Source organism: Gordonia hydrophobica NBRC 16057 (assembly GCF_001592365.1).
GTDB lineage: Bacteria > Actinomycetota > Actinomycetes > Mycobacteriales > Mycobacteriaceae > Gordonia > Gordonia hydrophobica.
In genome coordinates, this window is record NZ_BCWU01000008.1 from 197,221 (window position 1) to 213,190 (window position 15,970).

Below are 15,970 nucleotides of genomic sequence, written 5' to 3' on the forward strand. Positions count from 1 at the left end.
CACTTGTTGAAGTGAACGGTAGAACGGCGATCGTTGCATGTCAACAGTTGTTGAAATAATCGGCGGTGGATAGGATCGGGCCCGTGGCCACCGACATCCCCTCCCCCGACGCGAGACCTGCGCGCAGCGGTCGGCGCAGCGGCGACAGCACCACGCGCACCGACATCCTCGTGGCAGCGCGCACCCTGTTCGGGGAGAACGGCTTCACCAAGACCTCGATGCGGGCGATCGCCGCGGAAGCCGGCGTCGACGTCGCCCTGGTCTCCTATCACTTCGGCAACAAGCGCGGACTGTTCAGCGCGGTGATGGAGATCCCCGGCGATCCGGTGCTGCGTGTCACCACCGCCGCAGCGGGACCGCGAGAAGACCTGGGCCGCAGGCTGATCACCACATTCATCACGCTCTGGGAGAACGACGACACCGGTGTCGCGCTGCGTGCGATGCTGCGCTCGGCAGTCAACGACGAGGGCGCGGCCACCGCATTCGGCGATTTCGCCTCCGGCGCGATGATGCCCGCGATCGCCACGACCACCGGCCTGTCGACGGAGACGGTCCGCGCCATCGGCAGTTGCATCTTCGGCCTGGCAGTGATGCGCTATCTGATCCGAGCCGAAGCCTTCACCGCACTAACGACCGACGACGTCATCGAGCAGTTCGGCCCCCGCCTCCAGGCGATCGTCGACGCCGATACGTAGCTGCTTGCCGGCGCCGCTGACCCTTCACCCTCCACGCCGGCCGAGCACCGCCCACCCTCACGCCGATCGAGCACCGCCCACCTCCACGCCGACCGAGCACCGCCCACCTCCACGCTGGTCGAGTGCCCGCACCACCCCCCCACGCTGGTCGAGTGCCGCCTGCGAGCGCAGCGAGCACGCGGTTTATCGAGACCGCCAACCACGCTCAAGCCGACGCACCACTTCGCGTTCTCCCGCACCACTTCTCCCTCCCGCACTGGGTCGCGACCGAGTGCGGGAACCACAAGTGGTGCGGCTCGACGACAAGTGGTGCGGCTCGACGACAAGTGGTGCGCAATGCACGACGGCTCCCGACGCCGCAGCGTCGGGAGCCGTCATCGCTGTGCGATCAGTAGTTGTCGCGGCCACGGCCGGCGACGCGCGCCGGACGCTTGCCGAACTTGTCGCCGCCCTTGCGGTAGCCGCCGCCCTTGCGCCGGTCGTCGAACCCGCGCGAGCCACCACGACCACGCGGCGGACCCATGTCCGGGCGGATGTCGATCGGGTTCTTGCCGATCTTGGTGTGCTTGAGCATGCCGAGGGTTTCGGCGTCGAGATCGTTCGGCAGCTCCACGAGGCTGAAGTCGTCGCGGATGCTGATGTTGCCGAAGTCGCCGCGAGTCAGGCCGCCCTCGTTGGCAATGGCGCCGACGATCGCCCCGGGCGACACCTTGTGCTTGCGTCCCACCGCGATGCGGTAGGTCGCGAAGTGACCGCCGCCGCGCGGAGCGCGATCGCGTCGCTCGGCGCGTTCCCGGCGCTGGCCTGCAGGCGGATCCGGCGCCATGAGGAAGCCGCCGTCGCGCGTCTCCAGTGCCAGGGCAGCCGCGATGTCGGCCATCGTGACGTCGTGGTCGCGGGCGTAATTCTCCACCAGCCCCCGGAACAGGTCCAGATTGTCCGACGCGAGGTTCGCGGTGATCGAATCGGCGAACTTCGCCACGCGCTGGGCGTTCACATCGTCGACGCTCGGCAGATCGATCTCTTCGAGGTCCTGCCGCGTGTGCCGCTCGATCGACCGCAGCAGGTGCCGCTCGCGCGGGGAGACGAACAGCAGCGCGGTGCCCGACCGTCCGGCACGACCGGTACGACCGATGCGGTGCACGTACGACTCCACGTCGTGCGGGATGTCGTAGTTGACCACGTGCGAGATCCGGTCGACGTCCAGTCCGCGGGCGGCGACGTCGGTGGCGACCAGGATGTCGAGCGAACCGTCCTTGAGCTGATTGATGGTCCGCTCACGCTGGGCCTGCACCATGTCGCCGTTGATCGCCATCGCGCTCAGTCCGCGCGCACGCAGCTTCTCAGCGAGCTCTTCGGTGGCCGATTTGGTGCGGACGAAGATGATCATCCCGTCGAACGTCTCCACCTCGAGCACGCGCGTGAGGGCGTCGAGCTTCCGATGGTGCGAGACCTGCAGATACTTCTGCGTGATGTTCTGCGCGGTCGCCGTCTTGTTCTTGACGGTGACTTCCTGCGGATTGTTCAGGTACTTGCGCGCCAGTCGGCCGATCGCCGACGGCATGGTCGCCGAGAACAGCGCGACCTGCTTCTCGTCGGGGGTGTCCGCGAGGATCCGCTCCACGTCTTCGGCGAAGCCCATCGTCAACATCTCGTCCGCCTCGTCGAGCACCAGGTACTCGAGTTCGGAGATGTCGAGGGTGCCCTTGTCGAGGTGATCGATCACGCGACCCGGCGTGCCGACGATGACCTGGGCGCCGCGGCGCAGCCCCGACAGCTGGATGCCGTAGCTCTGGCCACCGTAGATCGGCAGGATCTTCACCTCGGGCAGATACGTGGAGTAACTGCCGAAGGCTTCCGCCACCTGGAGCGCGAGCTCACGCGTCGGCGCCAGCACCAGCGCCTGCGGCTTGCGGGCCGAGGTGTCGAGTCGAGTCAGGATCGGCAGCGCGAATGCGGCGGTCTTGCCGGTACCGGTCTGCGCCAGGCCCACCACGTCGCGCCCCTCCATCAGAGGCGGAATGGTCGCGGCCTGGATCGGCGACGGGGTCTCGTAGCCGATGTCGTCGAGCGCTTTGAGAACTCGGGAGTTGATGCCGAGGTCGGCGAATGCGCCGGGGCCGTCGACCGGTGTCGCGGGAGTGCTGCTGTTTTCTGATTCGCTCATCGGCGAACATTCATAGTCATCGGCTGTAGATAATACCTCGTCCACACCCTGTGACACCGCTCACTCGTACTGTGCGGTACCGTTCGATGCACTCGGGTCTATAGACGGATCGAGACATTCGTATCGCAAGGGGACATCATCATGCAGGAGTTCACAACTCCCTCCATCACGACGGTCGATGCCAACGCCACCACCATCACAACTCTCCAGCGCTACCGCAAGGAACGGCCGACGTTGCCGTTGTTCCGCAAGCGCGCCGACTCCGGACAGTGGGTCACCGTCACAGCCAGCGCGTTCGGCGACGAGGTCGACGCCGTCGCCAAGGGATTGATCGCGTCCGGTGTGAACCCCGGAGACCGCGTCGCACTGCTCTCCTCCACCCGATACGAGTGGAGCGTCGTCGACTACGCGATCTGGCGTGCGGGCGCCACCACCGTCGCGATCTACGAGACCTCGTCGTCCGACCAGGTGGAATGGATCCTCACCGACTCGGCGACCTCTGTCCTCATCGTCGAGACCCCCGCACATCGTGCCGCCCATCAGGCGATCATCTCCAGCGCTCCGTCGCTCAACGAGACCCTGGTGATCGACGAAGACGCGATCAACGTCCTCCGCAAGCGCGGAGCCGATCTCCCCGACAGCGTGCTCGACGAACGCGAGGCGAACGCCAAGTCGTCCGACGCCGCCACCCTCATCTACACCTCCGGCACCACCGGTCGCCCCAAGGGCGTCGTCCTCACCCACGAGAACTTCCTCGAGGAGACCGCCGCGACCGCCAAGGCCGTCGGCAGCGGCATGGAGGAGGGCAAGTCGACCCTCCTGTTCCTGCCGCTGGCGCACGTCTTCGCGCGCGTCGTCGCCGTCGCAGCGCTCGAGAACGCCGTCGTTCTGGGCCACACGGCCGACATCCCGAACCTCATCGCCGACCTGGACGTGTTCAAGCCGAACTACGTCTTGTCGGTCCCGCGCGTGTTCGAGAAGGTCTACAACACCGCGGAGCAGAAGGCGATCGACGGCGGCAAGGGCAAGATCTTCGCGCTCGCCGCCGAGACCGCGATCGCGTACAGCAAGGCCCTCGACGACGGCGGTGCCGGCCTGCTGCTGAAGGTCAAGCACACCGTGTTCGACAAACTGGTCTACGGCAAGCTGCGCGCCGCGCTGGGCGGCAACTGCGAGGGCGCGATCTCCGGCGGAGCACCGCTCGGCGACCGTCTGGGCCACTTCTTCCGCGGCGCGGGCGTGCCGGTGTACGAGGGCTACGGCCTGTCGGAGACCACCGCGGCCGTCACCGCGAACAGCCAGGAGCACAGCCGCATCGGTTCGGTGGGTCGCCCGGTCCCGGGTGTCACCGTGAAGATCGCCGAAGACGGCGAGATCCTTCTCAAGGGCGGCATGGTCTTCTCCGGCTACTGGCAGAACGAGCAGGCCACCGCCGACTCGATCGTCGACGGCTGGTTCCTGACCGGCGACATCGGTCGACTCGAGGACGGCTACCTGTTCATCACCGGCCGCAAGAAGGAACTGATCGTCACCGCCGGCGGCAAGAACGTCTCGCCCGCGCAGCTCGAGGACACCATCCGCGCGCACCCGCTGGTGAGCCAGTGCCTCGTCGTCGGCGACAAGAAGCCGTTCATCGCCGCGCTCATCACCATCGACCCGGAAGCCGCTCCCGGGTGGCTGGAGCGCAAGGGGCTGCCGGCCTCGACGCCGATGAAGGAACTGATCGCGAACCCCGACCTGCGCGCCGAGATCGACGCGGCCATCGCTGCGGCCAACAAGACCGTGTCGAAGGCCGAAGCCATCAAGAAGTATGAAATCCTCGATACCGACTTCACCATCGAGAGCGGCGAGCTGACGCCGACGATGAAGCTGAAGCGGAACGTCATCCACGACACCTACCAGCAGGCGATCGCGGAGCTGTACTCGTAACAGAGGAGGGACGGGAGTGTGACGGCGGTTTCTCAGTCGCATCCCCCTTCCCCGTCCGACGACGGCGCATCGACCCCCGGGTCGATGCGCCGTCGTTCGCATTCGGGCCGCGATCGCGCGATCGACGCCACCCGCGGCCTGGCGATCTGGAGCATGATCAGCCTCCACTTCGCCGCCGGCACCGTTGTCGCAGCGCCGACCCACGCGTTCCCGTATGTCGACGGGATGAGCGCCTTCGTGCTGCTCTCGGGACTGGTTCTGGGAATCGTCTACCAGCGGTGGGTCACGGCTCACGGCCTCACGTACGCGCTCCGTCGGCTCGTGAGGCGGGTCGCGACGTTGTATGCGTGCCAGCTCTTCCTGTCGTTGGTGGCGGTCGCCGCGGCGCAGGCGATCGCCCCTCGTACCTTCCGCAGGCTCGCACACCTGCCGCCCGACGCCGATCCCGCCACCCAACTCGAGTGGGCCGCCACCCTGCGCTATCTGCCGAGCGGCGGCAACATCCTCGCGCTGTACCTACTCCTGATGGCGGCGGCGCTGGCTGTGGTGCCGCTGCTCGCGAAGCGCCTGTGGCCGGTCGTTCTCGGCGGTTCGTTGGCGCTGTTCGCGGCGACGATGATCTGGCCGACCGGACCCCACGGCACCAGTGCTCTGACGATCACCGCGTTCCCCGGCGGGCCGCCGGTTCAGAACTGGGCGGCGTGGCAGGTGCTGTTCATCCCGGCCATCGTCATCGGCTGGCGGTGGGACGCGTGGCGGGTGCCCGAACGCATCGATCGCCGGCTGGGGTTGATCATCGCGATCACGATCGTCGTCGGTCTGACGGTCGACGACGCCCTGATGTCCGACGATCTGCGACCCCACCTGGTGCTGCTGATCGACAAGGTGGACCTGGGGCCGGCGCGCGCCCTCCTGTCCTTCCTCGTGGTGACCTGCGTGTACGGAACTTTTCGGGCAGCCTTACGCTGGATGCGTCGCGATCTGCTGCGTCCGCTGGTGGTCACCGGCGCGCGCAGCCTCGACTCCTACGTGGTGCAGGCGGTGTGCCTGCTCGCGATCCCGATCCTCGTCGTGGACCGCCCGTGGAAGCCGTCGCTCGCCATCGTCATCGCGCTGGCGGTGTTCGCGGCGTGCTGGGTGTGGGCCGAGCTCCGGACCCGGTGGGGCGTCGACAAGCTGCATCGCGCACCGATGCTGCTCGCGGCCTCGGTGAAGAATGCGTGGGCGGCACGGCAGGCCCGGAATGGAGAGCGAGAGACAAGTGAGCGACAGCGCGAAGGCGGCGAGCAGGCCGGACAAGAAGCGTCCCGACTCCATCGGTGAGCAGACGCTGAGCGTCCACGGCGGCAATCACGCCGACGGCGAGAGCGCCGCGATCCGCGTCCCGATCATCATGGCGAACTCGTATCACCTGCCGCAGGACCCGTCCACGATGGACTGGTCCAATCCCGAGCACCTCACGTACACCCGGAACACCGGAATCAACCAGATCGCGTTGCAGGACAAACTGTGCGCACTGGAGCACGGCGAGGACGCCGTCGCACTCGCCTCCGGCGTCGCAGGGCTGCACGCGGTGTTCTTTGGCCACGTGAACGCGGGCGATCACGTGGTCGTCTCCGACACCACGTACGAGGCCACCTACAAGCTGTGGACCTCGCTGCTCCCCCGCAAGTACGGCATCGAGGCGACGTTCGTCGACATCACCGACCTCGACGCCGTGGTCGCCGCCATCAGGCCGAACACCAAGTTGATCGCCACCGAGGTCATCGCCAACCCGACCACCAAGGTCGCCGACGTCGCCGCGCTCGCCGAGATCGCCGACGCTCGCGGCATCATCCTGATGGTCGACTCCACGTTCACCCCGCCGCCCCTGTACCGGCCGCTCGACGACGGCGCCGGACTCGTCGTTCATTCGCTGACCAAGTACATCAACGGTCACGGCGATGCGATGGGTGGTGCGGTCATCGGTCGCGCCGACCTCGTCGACCCGATTCGCTCGGAGGCGATGGTCGACGTCGGCGGCGTCATCTCACCGTTCAACGCCTGGCTGATCATGCGCGGGTCGGTGACCCTGCCCCTGCGGCTGCGGCAGCACCAGGAGTCGGCGTTGGAACTCGCCCGCTTCCTCGAGGCCGACGATCGGGTCGCCTATGTGGCGTATCCGGGCCTCGAGAGTCACCCCCAGCACGCACTCGCCAAGCGACAGTTCGGTGACGCCGGCCGCGGGATCGGCGGGTACGGCGGCATCATGGCCTTCGCGCTCAAGGGCGACCCGGACTTGCAGAACCGCTTCGTCAACGACCTGAAGGTCGTCACCTCCGCCGTCTCGGTCGGTCACGACGAGTCGCTGATCGTGCACGTCGGCACGTCGGGTCCCCGCGTCGCCGCCTACCCAGAGGGGTTCAAGACGTACGGGCACCTCCGCTTCTCCGTCGGCCTCGAAGACGTCGCCGACATCAAGGCAGATCTCGCCGCGGCGCTGGATTCCGCGACCGGACGCTAGCTGCTTGATTCCCGGTGATGGTCGTCCCCACGTTGGTCGAGTGCTGCCTGCGAGCGGAGCGAGCACGCGGTTGATCGAGACCGTCGTGACCTCCGCCGGCATCGCGGCCTTCCGCCGCCATCATGCGGTGATCCCGGCAGTGCTCCGACTGATCGCAGCTGAGAACTGCCCGCTCAGGCGCTTCCGCCGGAATATTGCCGCCGGAGGGTGCTGAGCAAGCAGTTCTCAGCACCATGTGACAGCAGGCGGTCCGTTTCGCAGTACCCGAACTCAGCTCAGCTGCAGTTCCGGGCCCTGCGTGCCGCGCAGCCACCCGATGACCGGCGCGACCACGAGGACGATGCCGACGGCGGAGAAGCGGATCACATCGGTGTCCGCGGCGAGGATGGTCGCCAGCGAGGCGACCAGTGCGAGGATCAGCACTGCGCGCACCGTCGGATCGAGCACATCCCACTTCCGCAGCCGAATCTGCTCTTCCACCCGGTCGATGGTCATCTGCCGCCCGCCTCTCGTCCCACTCCGAAAGCGCGCCGCTCCGGAGGTCTATGACTCTGCCGTGCTCATCACCACACGTCGACGATTTCTCTCACGGAGAATCTTATTGTGGGCTCAGTCGGCGCGATACAGGATCCCGCGCCCGATCGCCTCGCGAATCGAGGGCAGGGCCGCGTGCGCGAGAGCGTCGGCGTCGACCCCGTGGAAGTCGGCGATCAACGAGAGCAGCGCGGCCAGCGGGACCTCGCCGCGGCACCCGGCGAACAGTGCGGTCAACACCTCGTCCACCGGGAGGACGGCCCCGGGACCACCGGGGCGGGTCACTGCGGCGCTCACCTGCTGCCACCCCTCGTCGCCGGGCAGCGACTGCGTCTCGAGAAAGACCGGCGCCGTCGAGAGCCTGGCCGCCAGCAGGTCGGCATCGGAGTTCTCGCGCAGGAAGTCCCGCCGCGACCAGAACGCCTGCGCTTCGAAACCGGTGACCTCTTGCCCGGCAGCGGTGATCGCTTCGACGACGACGTCGGCCGCGCGGGGCTCGGCGGGTTTGCGGAAGGTGATCGACCCCATGCCGATGGCGACGATCTCCTCCTCCTCGAACCAGTCCAGCCAACGGGCGCCCCGTTCAGCGGCGTCGACCACCGACTCCCCGGCGTCCGACACCCACAGCGACACGTAGCTGATCGGGTCGGCGAGTTCACGCTGCACCACCCACGCGTCCAGACCCGTCGCCTCGACCCATTCCCGGGCCCGCTCGTCCCAGGCGTCGACGTCGCGCACCACCCAGTTCGCCAGGATCTGGGCGATCCCGCCGGGGTTCAGGTGATCGCCGATCCGCTCGATCAGTGCGCGGCTGATGCCGTCGCCGACCATCCCCGAATCGCGGTAGATGTAGTCCTGTGCGCCGGTGCCGACGACGAACGGCGGATTGGAGACGATGAGATCGAACGTCTCGGCGCCCACCGGATCGAAGAGACTTCCGCTGCGGAGGTCCCAGTCCAGGCCGTTGAGTCGCGCCGTCGCCGAGGCCAGCGCCAACGCACGACCGTTGGTGTCGGTCGCGACGATCTCGTCGCAGTGCGACGACATGTGCAGCGCCTGCACTCCGCATCCGGTGCCGAGGTCCAGCGCGCGCCGGAACGGCGTCCGGATCACCGCCTGCGCCAACGACATCGACGCGCCGCCGATTCCGAGCACGTGGTCGTGCCGGACCGGCCCCGGCCGCATCGACGCGTCCTGGTCGGCAACCACCAGGTAGTCGGCGGCGTCGCTGCCGTGCGGCCGGATGTCGAGGATCGCGCGCACGCCACCGTCGGCGGCTTCGATCACCTGTTGGTCGAGCAACGCCTCCACGCCGACCTCGGGCAATGCCGCCGCGACGTCGTCCACCGGTTCGGTGGAGCCGAGCAGAAACAGTCTGATCAGCGTGGCGAGCGCAGTCTCGTCGTCATCGGCACGTCGCGTCTGTCGGAGCGCGGGCCACCACACTCCCCCGACCAGCGCCTGGCTCGCCTCGGGTCCGAGCAACGCGTCGATCCCGGCCGACGAATAGCCGGCAGACCGCAGTCCTTCACCCAGCGCGTCGACGATGTCCGGAGCATCCAGAGGGTAGCGAATCACCGTCTGAGCCTACCGGTACAGTGGCACTGCACGCGCGAGTGGCGGAATTGGCAGACGCGCTGGATTTAGGTTCCAGTACTCGAAGAGTGTGAGGGTTCAAGTCCCTTCTCGCGCACTCATCGAACATGCAGGTTGTCGCGGTTTTCAGCTTGTGACCTGCGGTTTCTCCTCAACCCTATTCGAGTGTCTTTGAGTATGTTCAAGGCTGTTTCAGGGGCAAGTGTGGGCAAAATGTGGGCACGTCACCGTCTCGGTCGAGGTGGGCAGATCAGTCGGCCCCTAAACACCAACATCTTCTGTCTACTCACTTGACTAGAAAACAGTCTAGCGAGTAGACTATAGTTGTGATCGCAAGCGAACCAACCCGGCTGACACTCAAGCGGCTGCGCGACGCGGGCTTCACCGGACGCAACGCCAAGGGCAGCCACGCCCTGTGGCGCTGCCAGCACGGCACCGTGACCGTCCTGGTCGCCTCGGGCCACAAGCAGACCTCTCCCGCGCTGGTCCGCAAGGTCAACAAAGCGATCGCCGAGTGCGCCGACAACTGCGAGTGAAAGGAACGAGGCCAATGACCATGTACAAAGTCAACGTGCACCGCGAAGACAAGTGGTGGATCATCCACGTCCCCGAACTCGACGGCATCAACGGCGTCGACGAGTGTGTCGGGCAGTCCCGCCGCCTCGCCGACGTCGAGAACGACGCCCGCGACATCATCGGACTCGTCGCCGACGTCGCACCATCAACCATCGACCTCAGAATGCGGATCTCTGTGGACGGTATCGGCGACGACCTCGCCGACGTCCTCAGTCACATCGCCGAAGACCGGGCGATCGCGAGCGAGGCCGAACAGCGCGCGATCGAAGCATCACGCGCAATTGCACGGCAGATGCGTGACCACGGTGTGCCGGTGCGCGATATCGCCACCGTGACCGGTGTTAGTTATCAGCGGGCGCAACAGCTAGTCAGTAGCTAGATTTTGCCTGCACGCCAGGTGGAGATGAATCACCCCAGGTTTGATGCCGCTCCTTTCTGAGTCCCATCGGGAAGGAGCGGCAGAAAACCTGGGGTGATTCACTCCGACGAACTATCCTCTTCGCGGCGATCTCGCCAGTGTGACGCGGAACGGGCAGACTCACGACCGCTGGCAGCACAAGCCGACCTCCAAGTGCGACGCACGCATCTGGTCCTACGTGCACGACCGCACGGTGTTCTTGGAGCAGGTGCACACCAACCATCCGAACGCGACCAAGTAACTCTCGGCGCGCGCACCCTCGACGACGCCGACCGCGTCGTCCTCGACGCGCAAGGCGTGACCGCTACTCGACCCGCACCCCGAGATGCGCCGCGAAGTGAGCGGCGAAACGGACCACCTGGTCACTGTCGATGGTGGCGCCGCGCAATCCGTCGGGATGACGGATGGTGTCGATGTCCAGTCCCCGGAGATCGACGTCGCTGAGTGCTGCGTGCAGAACCTCGAGGCTCGCGACACGGCAGTTCTCGAAACTCATGCGCGCGACGGTCGCCTCGCTCAGGTCCAGTTCGTCGATGAGGCAGTCGCGGAACACGACGTCACGGACGTCGCTGCCCCGCAGATTCACCAGCCCCAGCTTGGAGTCGGAGATTACCAGCGACCGCACCTTCCCCTCGAACAGATCGAAGGCGCCGATCCGACTCCCGGCGATCCGCACGTTGCGGACGAATGCACGCGGCAACGACATCCGCGGCGCGTTCACCGCGGTCAGCGCCGTGTCGAAGATCCGACTGCCGCCCCATTCCACATCCTCGAGCGCGACGGTCGTCAACTCGCAATCAGTCAGCGTGATGCCCGACAGGTCGGCGCTGTCGAGCTCCACATCGGTGAATCGACCGAACTCGATCGTCTCGAACGCCGCCAGGACGTCGGCGTCGAAGTCGTCGAGCCCGCTCAGTGCGAGGCTGTCGATCTTGGGTGGTCGGGTCCGTTGTTCGGTGGCCATGACCGCGACTGTATCTGTTCCCTGACGCGCGCCGCCTGAGTGATCAGATGGTTCCGCTCCGCCAGGTTCCGCGACCGGTCCGCGGCCTCGGCGTACAACTGCGCAGCCATCGCGAGCTCACCGGAGCACTCGTGCAGATAGGCCGCGACCGCCGCGTACCGCGGCACTGACGGATCCAGTTCCGACAGTGCGGCGAGCCCGGCCTGCGCGCCGTCGGCCTCCCCGACGGCGACCACCCGATTCAACCGGGCCACCGGGCTGTCGGTCAGGGCGACGAGCTCGTCGTACCACTCGACGATCTGCACCCAGTCGGTCTCCGCCGCCGTCGGCGCATCGGCGTGGAGCGCCGCGATCGCGGCCTGCGCCTGAAACTCGCCCAGTCGGTCGCACGCCAGCGCCGCCTGCAGCACGTCGATCCCTTCGACGATCAACGTCCGGTCCCAGCGTCCGCGGTCCTGCTGCGCCAGCGGAATCAAGCGACCGTCCGCAGTGGTGCGCGCCTCTCGACGCGCGTGGTGCAGGAGCATCAGCGCCAGCAGCCCGGAGACCTCCGGGTGGTCGACCGCCTCCTGGAGGCCGCGCGTCAACCGGATCGCTTCGGCAGCCAGGTCGACGTCGCCCGAATAGCCCTCGTTGAACACCAGATACAGCGTGCGGAGAACGGTCGCGACATCGCCCGGGCGGGTGAACCGCTTGCCCGACACCGTCTTCTTCGCACGACTGATCCGCTGCGCCATCGTCGCCTCCGGCACCAGGTACGCCTCGGCGATCTGCCTCGTCGTCAATCCGCCGACGGCGCGCAGCGTCAGGGCGACGGCCGACGACGGGCTCAACGCCGGATGCGCGCAGAGGAAGTACAGCAGCAGGGAGTCGTCGGCATCGACGACGTCGCCGGTCCCGGGTTCGGCGGCCGTCGCCTCCTCGCGCCGTCGACGCGCCGTTTCCGACCGCGCGGCGTCGACGAACTTCCGCCACGCCACGGCGACGAGCCATCCCTTCGCATCGTGCGGCGGACGGTCCGACCACTCCGTGAACGCCGCCGCCAGCGCTTCTTGGACGGCATCCTCCGCCGCGGCGAAGTCGGCCCCGCGGCGCAGCAGGATCGCCAGCACCTGGGGTCCCAGCGTTCGGACCAGATCGGGGTCCACCGGGGCGCCGATCAGACCTGCGATCCGGGAACGTTCTCCAGGAACGGGCGCAGCTCGAGCCACTCGTGCAGTGGTCGGCCGCCGGCCCCCGGCGCCGCCGACAGCTGTCCCGCCAGTTCGACGGCTCGCTCATAACTGTCGACGTCGATCACCATCCACCCGGCGATGAGGTCTTTGGTCTCGGCGAAGGGTCCGTCGGTGATCGGCGGCCTGCCCTCGCCGCCGAACTGCACCCAGGTGCCCTCCGAGGCGAGCGCCTGCGAGTCGACGAACTCTCCGGAGGAGACGAGGTCGGCGGCGAAATCATTCATGTACTTCACGTGCGCGCCGATCTCGTCCGCGGTCCACTCGGACATCGACGTCGTTGCGGGCAGCGGGCGCACCGCGGTAGTGCTTCAGCATCAGATACTTGGCCATGGTGACTCTCCTGTTGAGTGCGGCCGGGTTGGTCGCGTTCACACCTGGGACGGAGCCGCGGGTCGATTCTCGACATGGCACCGCCGACATATCCGCCCCGCACTGATTCTGCGACACGACTGCGACCCGTTCGCGACGAATCGGAGCAGGCGCTGGGAAATCGTGTCGACAGCATGGATTCCATGAAGAACCGAGCCGTCCCGTTCATGGTCGTGGTGAGCGCCCTCGCCGCGATGGTCGTCGTCTACCGATTGCTCGTCGTGTCGTACGCCGGACAGGTCGCCGACCAGGACGCGATGCTCACGCTCGGCGCGATGATGGGAAACGACGTTCCGACCTACGGGCTCCTCGGCCGCATCCAGATCCCCGTGCTGTTCGCCGTGGCGGCGACGATCGCCGCGGTGTGCATCGCCCGCCGCTCGACCCGACTGTTCGCCTACGCGTGCCTGGTCGTGCTCAGCACGACGATCGTGTCCATCGTCCTGCAGGCGGGGCTGCTTCGACCGGCGCTCGGCATCGGTCAGCTGAACTCGTTCCCCTCCAAGACCGTGGCGGCGTTCGCCGCCGTCGGGATCGCGGTGTGCGCCGTGGTGCCGCGGCGGATGCTGCCCGTCGCGGGCCCAGCCGTGCTGGCCGGGTTGGCCGCGGTGTCGTTCGGGGTGGTCAGCCTGCTGTGGCATCGACCGTCCGACGTCATCGGCGGTATTCTGCTCGCGGTCGTCTGTGCCGCGGTCGCCGAATGCGCGCTGCCCGTGTGGAGGCGGCCGGATCCGCGACTGCGGGCGGCCCGTGTGCCAGACTTGCGACAGCCCGTGCACTCCTGACGATGCGCACAGCCCCAGAGCAGAAGGGACCGACGCCGGTGAAGCTGCTCTTGATCGAGGACGATCCGGGCATCGTCGCCGCCCTGGAGATGTCGCTGGCACGCCTGGGCTACACCGTCACCACCGCCGACCGCGATCCCGGCGACGCCCTCGCAGCCATGGTCGACGACGCCGACGCCGTGGTCCTGGACATCGGACTTCCCGGCGAGGACGGATTCGCCGTCTGCCGACGCATCCGCACATTCGCCGCGGTCCCGATCGTGATCCTGACTGCCCGCGGCGACGACATCGACATGGTCGCGGGCCTGGAAGCCGGTGCCGACGACTACGTCGTGAAGCCGGTGAGTCCGCGGGTACTCGACGCCCGGATCAAAGCGAACGTCCGGCGCGCGGGGACGTCGCCCACCGCGGCGCGCAGCGCCTCCCCGGAGACACTCGGCGATCTGGTGCTCGACCGCGACGGCGCCGATGTGCTGCGCAACGGCGTCTCCCTCGGTCTGAGCCCTACCGAGAAGCGGCTGGTCTATGCGTTCGCCGACCATCCGGGTCAGGTCCTCAGCCGCGACCAACTGCTGCGCCTCGCGTGGGACCAGACCTTTCTCGGCGATTCCCGCCTCGTCGACAACGCTATCCAACGTCTGCGCGCGAAGCTCGACGTCGCGCATCGTGAGAGTCGTATCGAGACGGTCCGCGGTTTCGGCTACCGGTTCGTCCTGTGATCGGTCGGATCCGGTCCAGCCTCACCCTCCGCGTGCTGCTCGGCATCGTCGTGACCGTGGTGCTGACCGCAGGCGGCGTCGGCGCCGCGCTGACCATCACGGCGCGGTCGTGGGTCTATCAGGATGCGCAGGAGCAGGCGCTCGCGACGTTCACCGACGAGATGACGAACGCCGGCCGCCTGCGGTCGTCCCCGGCCGAGACGTCGACCACCGACACCGACTCCACCGACGCCTACCCCGACGATGCCATCGTCACCGTCGACGGCCGAGTTGTCCGCGATCAGTTCCACCGCGCGGCCGACGTCCCCGCCGACATCCGCGCGGCCGTCGACCGCACCCCCGGCCTGTACCGCTTCTCCCGCATCTCCGACGGTCGCGTCGCGATCGGTTATCAACCGTCTTCGGGCGACTCCGCCGGGGTGGAGAGCGTCTTCGTGGTCCGATCCCTCGGTTCGGTGAGCGACCGGATCGCGCATCTGTTGCGGCTCTCGGCCATCGCCATCGCGATCGCCGCCGCCGTCGGCCTGCTGGCCGGTCTCCTCGTGATGCGCTGGGTGCTGCAGTCGTTGCGTCGTGTCACGCGCACGGCCGGCGCGGTGGCCGCCGGTGACGAGAATCGCCGCATGCCGGACACCGGCATCCGCGAACTGCACGACCTCACCGTCACGTTCAACCACATGCTCGACCGGCATCAGGAGTCGCTCGCCGTGCTCAGTGAACAGGAGCAGCGGGCCCGACGCTTCGCCTCCGACGTCTCCCATGAACTCCGGTCGCCACTCGCCGCCCTGGTTCCGGCGGCCGAGGTGTTGGAGGAGGAACTCGCCGACGATCCCGGAGTCCGCGGCCGCGCCGCGCGTCTCGTCGGCTCGGAGGTCACCGGGCTCTCGTCACTGGTCGAGGACCTGTTGGAGATGGCCCGCCGGGACGCGGGCACCGCCGAGATCCGCACGGAGAGGGTCGACGTCGTCGAGTTGGTGAGCGCTGCGCTTCGTCAGCGCGGATGGCAGCGCGTTCCGGTGACGGCGGACGACGGGACGCCTGCACTCGTCACCGATCCACGACGAATGACCGCAGTGGTGACGAATCTGGTCGGCAATGCGCTCCGCCACGGCGACGAACCGGTCTCGGTCGAGGTCGCGACCGCCCCCGACGGCATCACCGTGACCGTCACCGACCGCGGCGCAGGCATCGCGCCCGAGCACCTGCCGCACATCTTCGAGCGCATGTACAAGGCCTCCGATGCCCGCACCCGCACCGGCGGCGCCGGGATCGGCCTCGCTATCGCCCGCGAGAACGCCCGCCTGTTGGGCGGGGACGTCGTCTACTCGCGCGAGGACGGGCTCACCCGGTTCGTCGCCACCTTCGCCGACGGGGCCTAGCCTGTCCCACGTCGGTCGAGTGCTGCCTGCGAGGGAAGCGAGCACGCAGTGATCGAGACCGTCGTGACTGCCGCTGGCATCATGGGGCTGTGCGCCGCCGG

Annotated in this window: 14 protein-coding genes, 1 tRNA gene and 1 pseudogene; 10 read left to right on the top strand and 6 right to left on the bottom strand. The window is 67.6% G+C overall.

The features are described 5' to 3' along the window. The first annotated feature begins 83 nt into the window (after positions 1 to 83). A complete protein-coding gene (locus GH2_RS14840; protein ID WP_244885397.1) occupies positions 84 to 695 on the top strand; it encodes a TetR/AcrR family transcriptional regulator in 612 nt (203 codons plus the stop codon). A 388-nt stretch (positions 696 to 1,083) separates the two neighbouring features. Here the strand turns inward: GH2_RS14840 and GH2_RS14845 are convergent, their stop codons facing one another. After that, the gene (locus tag GH2_RS14845; RefSeq protein WP_066169520.1) at positions 1,084 to 2,862 is read right to left on the bottom strand and encodes a DEAD/DEAH box helicase; all 1,779 of its coding nucleotides are present in this window, start codon (positions 2,860 to 2,862) and stop codon (positions 1,084 to 1,086) included. Positions 2,863 to 3,003: 141 nt separating this feature from the next. On the opposite strand from GH2_RS14845, the gene GH2_RS14850 reads away from it, so the two are divergent. The 3 genes from GH2_RS14850 to GH2_RS14860 all read left to right on the top strand — a co-directional run bounded on the left by GH2_RS14850 (position 3,004) and on the right by GH2_RS14860 (position 7,294). Beyond that, positions 3,004 to 4,791 (top strand): AMP-dependent synthetase/ligase, encoded by a 1,788-nt coding sequence (locus tag GH2_RS14850; RefSeq protein WP_174545350.1) that lies wholly within the window; start codon positions 3,004 to 3,006, stop codon positions 4,789 to 4,791. A gap of 84 nt (positions 4,792 to 4,875) precedes the next feature. Further along, on the top strand, positions 4,876 to 6,114 hold the full coding sequence (gene opgC, locus GH2_RS14855) for an OpgC domain-containing protein (protein ID WP_084247519.1): 1,239 nt from the start codon (positions 4,876 to 4,878) through the stop codon (positions 6,112 to 6,114). Further along, positions 6,053 to 7,294: a trans-sulfuration enzyme family protein gene (locus GH2_RS14860; protein ID WP_372434584.1), complete on the top strand. Its 1,242-nt coding sequence runs from the start codon at positions 6,053 to 6,055 to the stop codon at positions 7,292 to 7,294. The genes opgC and GH2_RS14860 overlap by 62 nt, the downstream gene beginning before the upstream one ends. Positions 7,295 to 7,564: 270 nt before the next feature. On the opposite strand, the gene GH2_RS14865 is transcribed toward GH2_RS14860, so the two are convergent. Together GH2_RS14865 and GH2_RS14870 are read right to left on the bottom strand one after the other, a co-directional pair. Continuing rightward, complete coding sequence (locus GH2_RS14865; RefSeq protein ID WP_066169525.1) at positions 7,565 to 7,789, bottom strand: hypothetical protein; 225 nt, start codon at positions 7,787 to 7,789, stop codon at positions 7,565 to 7,567. A gap of 114 nt (positions 7,790 to 7,903) precedes the next feature. Continuing rightward, positions 7,904 to 9,406 carry a DUF7782 domain-containing protein gene (locus tag GH2_RS14870; protein WP_066169528.1) on the bottom strand — a complete coding sequence of 501 codons (1,503 nt, stop codon included), beginning with the start codon at positions 9,404 to 9,406 and terminating at the stop codon, positions 7,904 to 7,906. Between the two features lie 32 nt (positions 9,407 to 9,438). Between GH2_RS14870 and GH2_RS14875 the strand changes: the two genes are divergently transcribed. The 3 genes from GH2_RS14875 to GH2_RS14885 all read left to right on the top strand — a co-directional run bounded on the left by GH2_RS14875 (position 9,439) and on the right by GH2_RS14885 (position 10,379). Beyond that, positions 9,439 to 9,521: transfer RNA gene (locus GH2_RS14875), tRNA-Leu, on the top strand. Positions 9,522 to 9,750: 229 nt separating this feature from the next. After that, positions 9,751 to 9,960 (top strand): hypothetical protein, encoded by a 210-nt coding sequence (locus GH2_RS14880; protein ID WP_066169529.1) that lies wholly within the window; start codon positions 9,751 to 9,753, stop codon positions 9,958 to 9,960. Positions 9,961 to 9,974: 14 nt separating this feature from the next. Further along, positions 9,975 to 10,379, top strand: a complete 405-nt coding sequence (locus GH2_RS14885; RefSeq protein ID WP_066169531.1) for a Rossmann-fold NAD(P)-binding domain-containing protein — start codon at positions 9,975 to 9,977, stop codon at positions 10,377 to 10,379. Between the two features lie 343 nt (positions 10,380 to 10,722). Here GH2_RS14885 and GH2_RS14895 read toward each other — a convergent pair whose 3' ends face one another. From GH2_RS14895 to GH2_RS14905, 3 genes and pseudogenes are all read right to left on the bottom strand, one after another. Beyond that, positions 10,723 to 11,382, bottom strand: a complete 660-nt coding sequence (locus GH2_RS14895) for a pentapeptide repeat-containing protein (RefSeq protein ID WP_066169533.1) — start codon at positions 11,380 to 11,382, stop codon at positions 10,723 to 10,725. Next, on the bottom strand, positions 11,331 to 12,530 hold the full coding sequence (locus tag GH2_RS14900) for an RNA polymerase sigma factor (RefSeq protein WP_066169534.1): 1,200 nt from the start codon (positions 12,528 to 12,530) through the stop codon (positions 11,331 to 11,333). The genes GH2_RS14895 and GH2_RS14900 overlap by 52 nt, the downstream gene beginning before the upstream one ends. Positions 12,531 to 12,541: 11 nt before the next feature. Continuing rightward, a pseudogene (locus tag GH2_RS14905) lies at positions 12,542 to 12,947 on the bottom strand (YciI family protein). A 182-nt stretch (positions 12,948 to 13,129) separates the two neighbouring features. Here GH2_RS14905 and GH2_RS14910 point away from each other — a divergent pair. Genes GH2_RS14910 through GH2_RS14920 form a run of 3 tightly spaced genes read left to right on the top strand, consistent with a single transcriptional unit; the run spans position 13,130 to position 15,869 of the window. Further along, the gene (locus GH2_RS14910; RefSeq protein ID WP_157086101.1) at positions 13,130 to 13,771 is read left to right on the top strand and encodes a phosphatase PAP2 family protein; all 642 of its coding nucleotides are present in this window, start codon (positions 13,130 to 13,132) and stop codon (positions 13,769 to 13,771) included. Positions 13,772 to 13,773: 2 nt separating this feature from the next. Next, complete coding sequence (locus tag GH2_RS14915; RefSeq protein WP_066169537.1) at positions 13,774 to 14,490, top strand: response regulator transcription factor; 717 nt, start codon at positions 13,774 to 13,776, stop codon at positions 14,488 to 14,490. Further along, positions 14,487 to 15,869 (top strand): sensor histidine kinase, encoded by a 1,383-nt coding sequence (locus tag GH2_RS14920; protein WP_066169539.1) that lies wholly within the window; start codon positions 14,487 to 14,489, stop codon positions 15,867 to 15,869. Before GH2_RS14915 ends, GH2_RS14920 begins: the two co-directional genes overlap by 4 nt. The last annotated feature ends 101 nt before the right edge of the window (positions 15,870 to 15,970 follow it).

Excerpts from the sequence above, each read along its gene's own strand:
- GH2_RS14910 (WP_157086101.1), top strand. The coding sequence starts at position 13,130 with ATGAAGAACCGAGCCGTCCCGTTCATGGTCGTGGTGAGCGCCCTCGCC.
- GH2_RS14865 (WP_066169525.1), bottom strand. The coding sequence starts at position 7,789 with ATGACCATCGACCGGGTGGAAGAGCAGATTCGGCTGCGGAAGTGGGAT.
- GH2_RS14850 (WP_174545350.1), top strand. The coding sequence starts at position 3,004 with ATGCAGGAGTTCACAACTCCCTCCATCACGACGGTCGATGCCAACGCC.
- GH2_RS14885 (WP_066169531.1), top strand. The coding sequence starts at position 9,975 with ATGACCATGTACAAAGTCAACGTGCACCGCGAAGACAAGTGGTGGATC.
- opgC (WP_084247519.1), top strand. The coding sequence starts at position 4,876 with ATGCGCCGTCGTTCGCATTCGGGCCGCGATCGCGCGATCGACGCCACC.
- GH2_RS14895 (WP_066169533.1), bottom strand. The coding sequence starts at position 11,382 with ATGGCCACCGAACAACGGACCCGACCACCCAAGATCGACAGCCTCGCA.
- GH2_RS14845 (WP_066169520.1), bottom strand. The coding sequence starts at position 2,862 with ATGAGCGAATCAGAAAACAGCAGCACTCCCGCGACACCGGTCGACGGC.
- GH2_RS14915 (WP_066169537.1), top strand. The coding sequence starts at position 13,774 with ATGCGCACAGCCCCAGAGCAGAAGGGACCGACGCCGGTGAAGCTGCTC.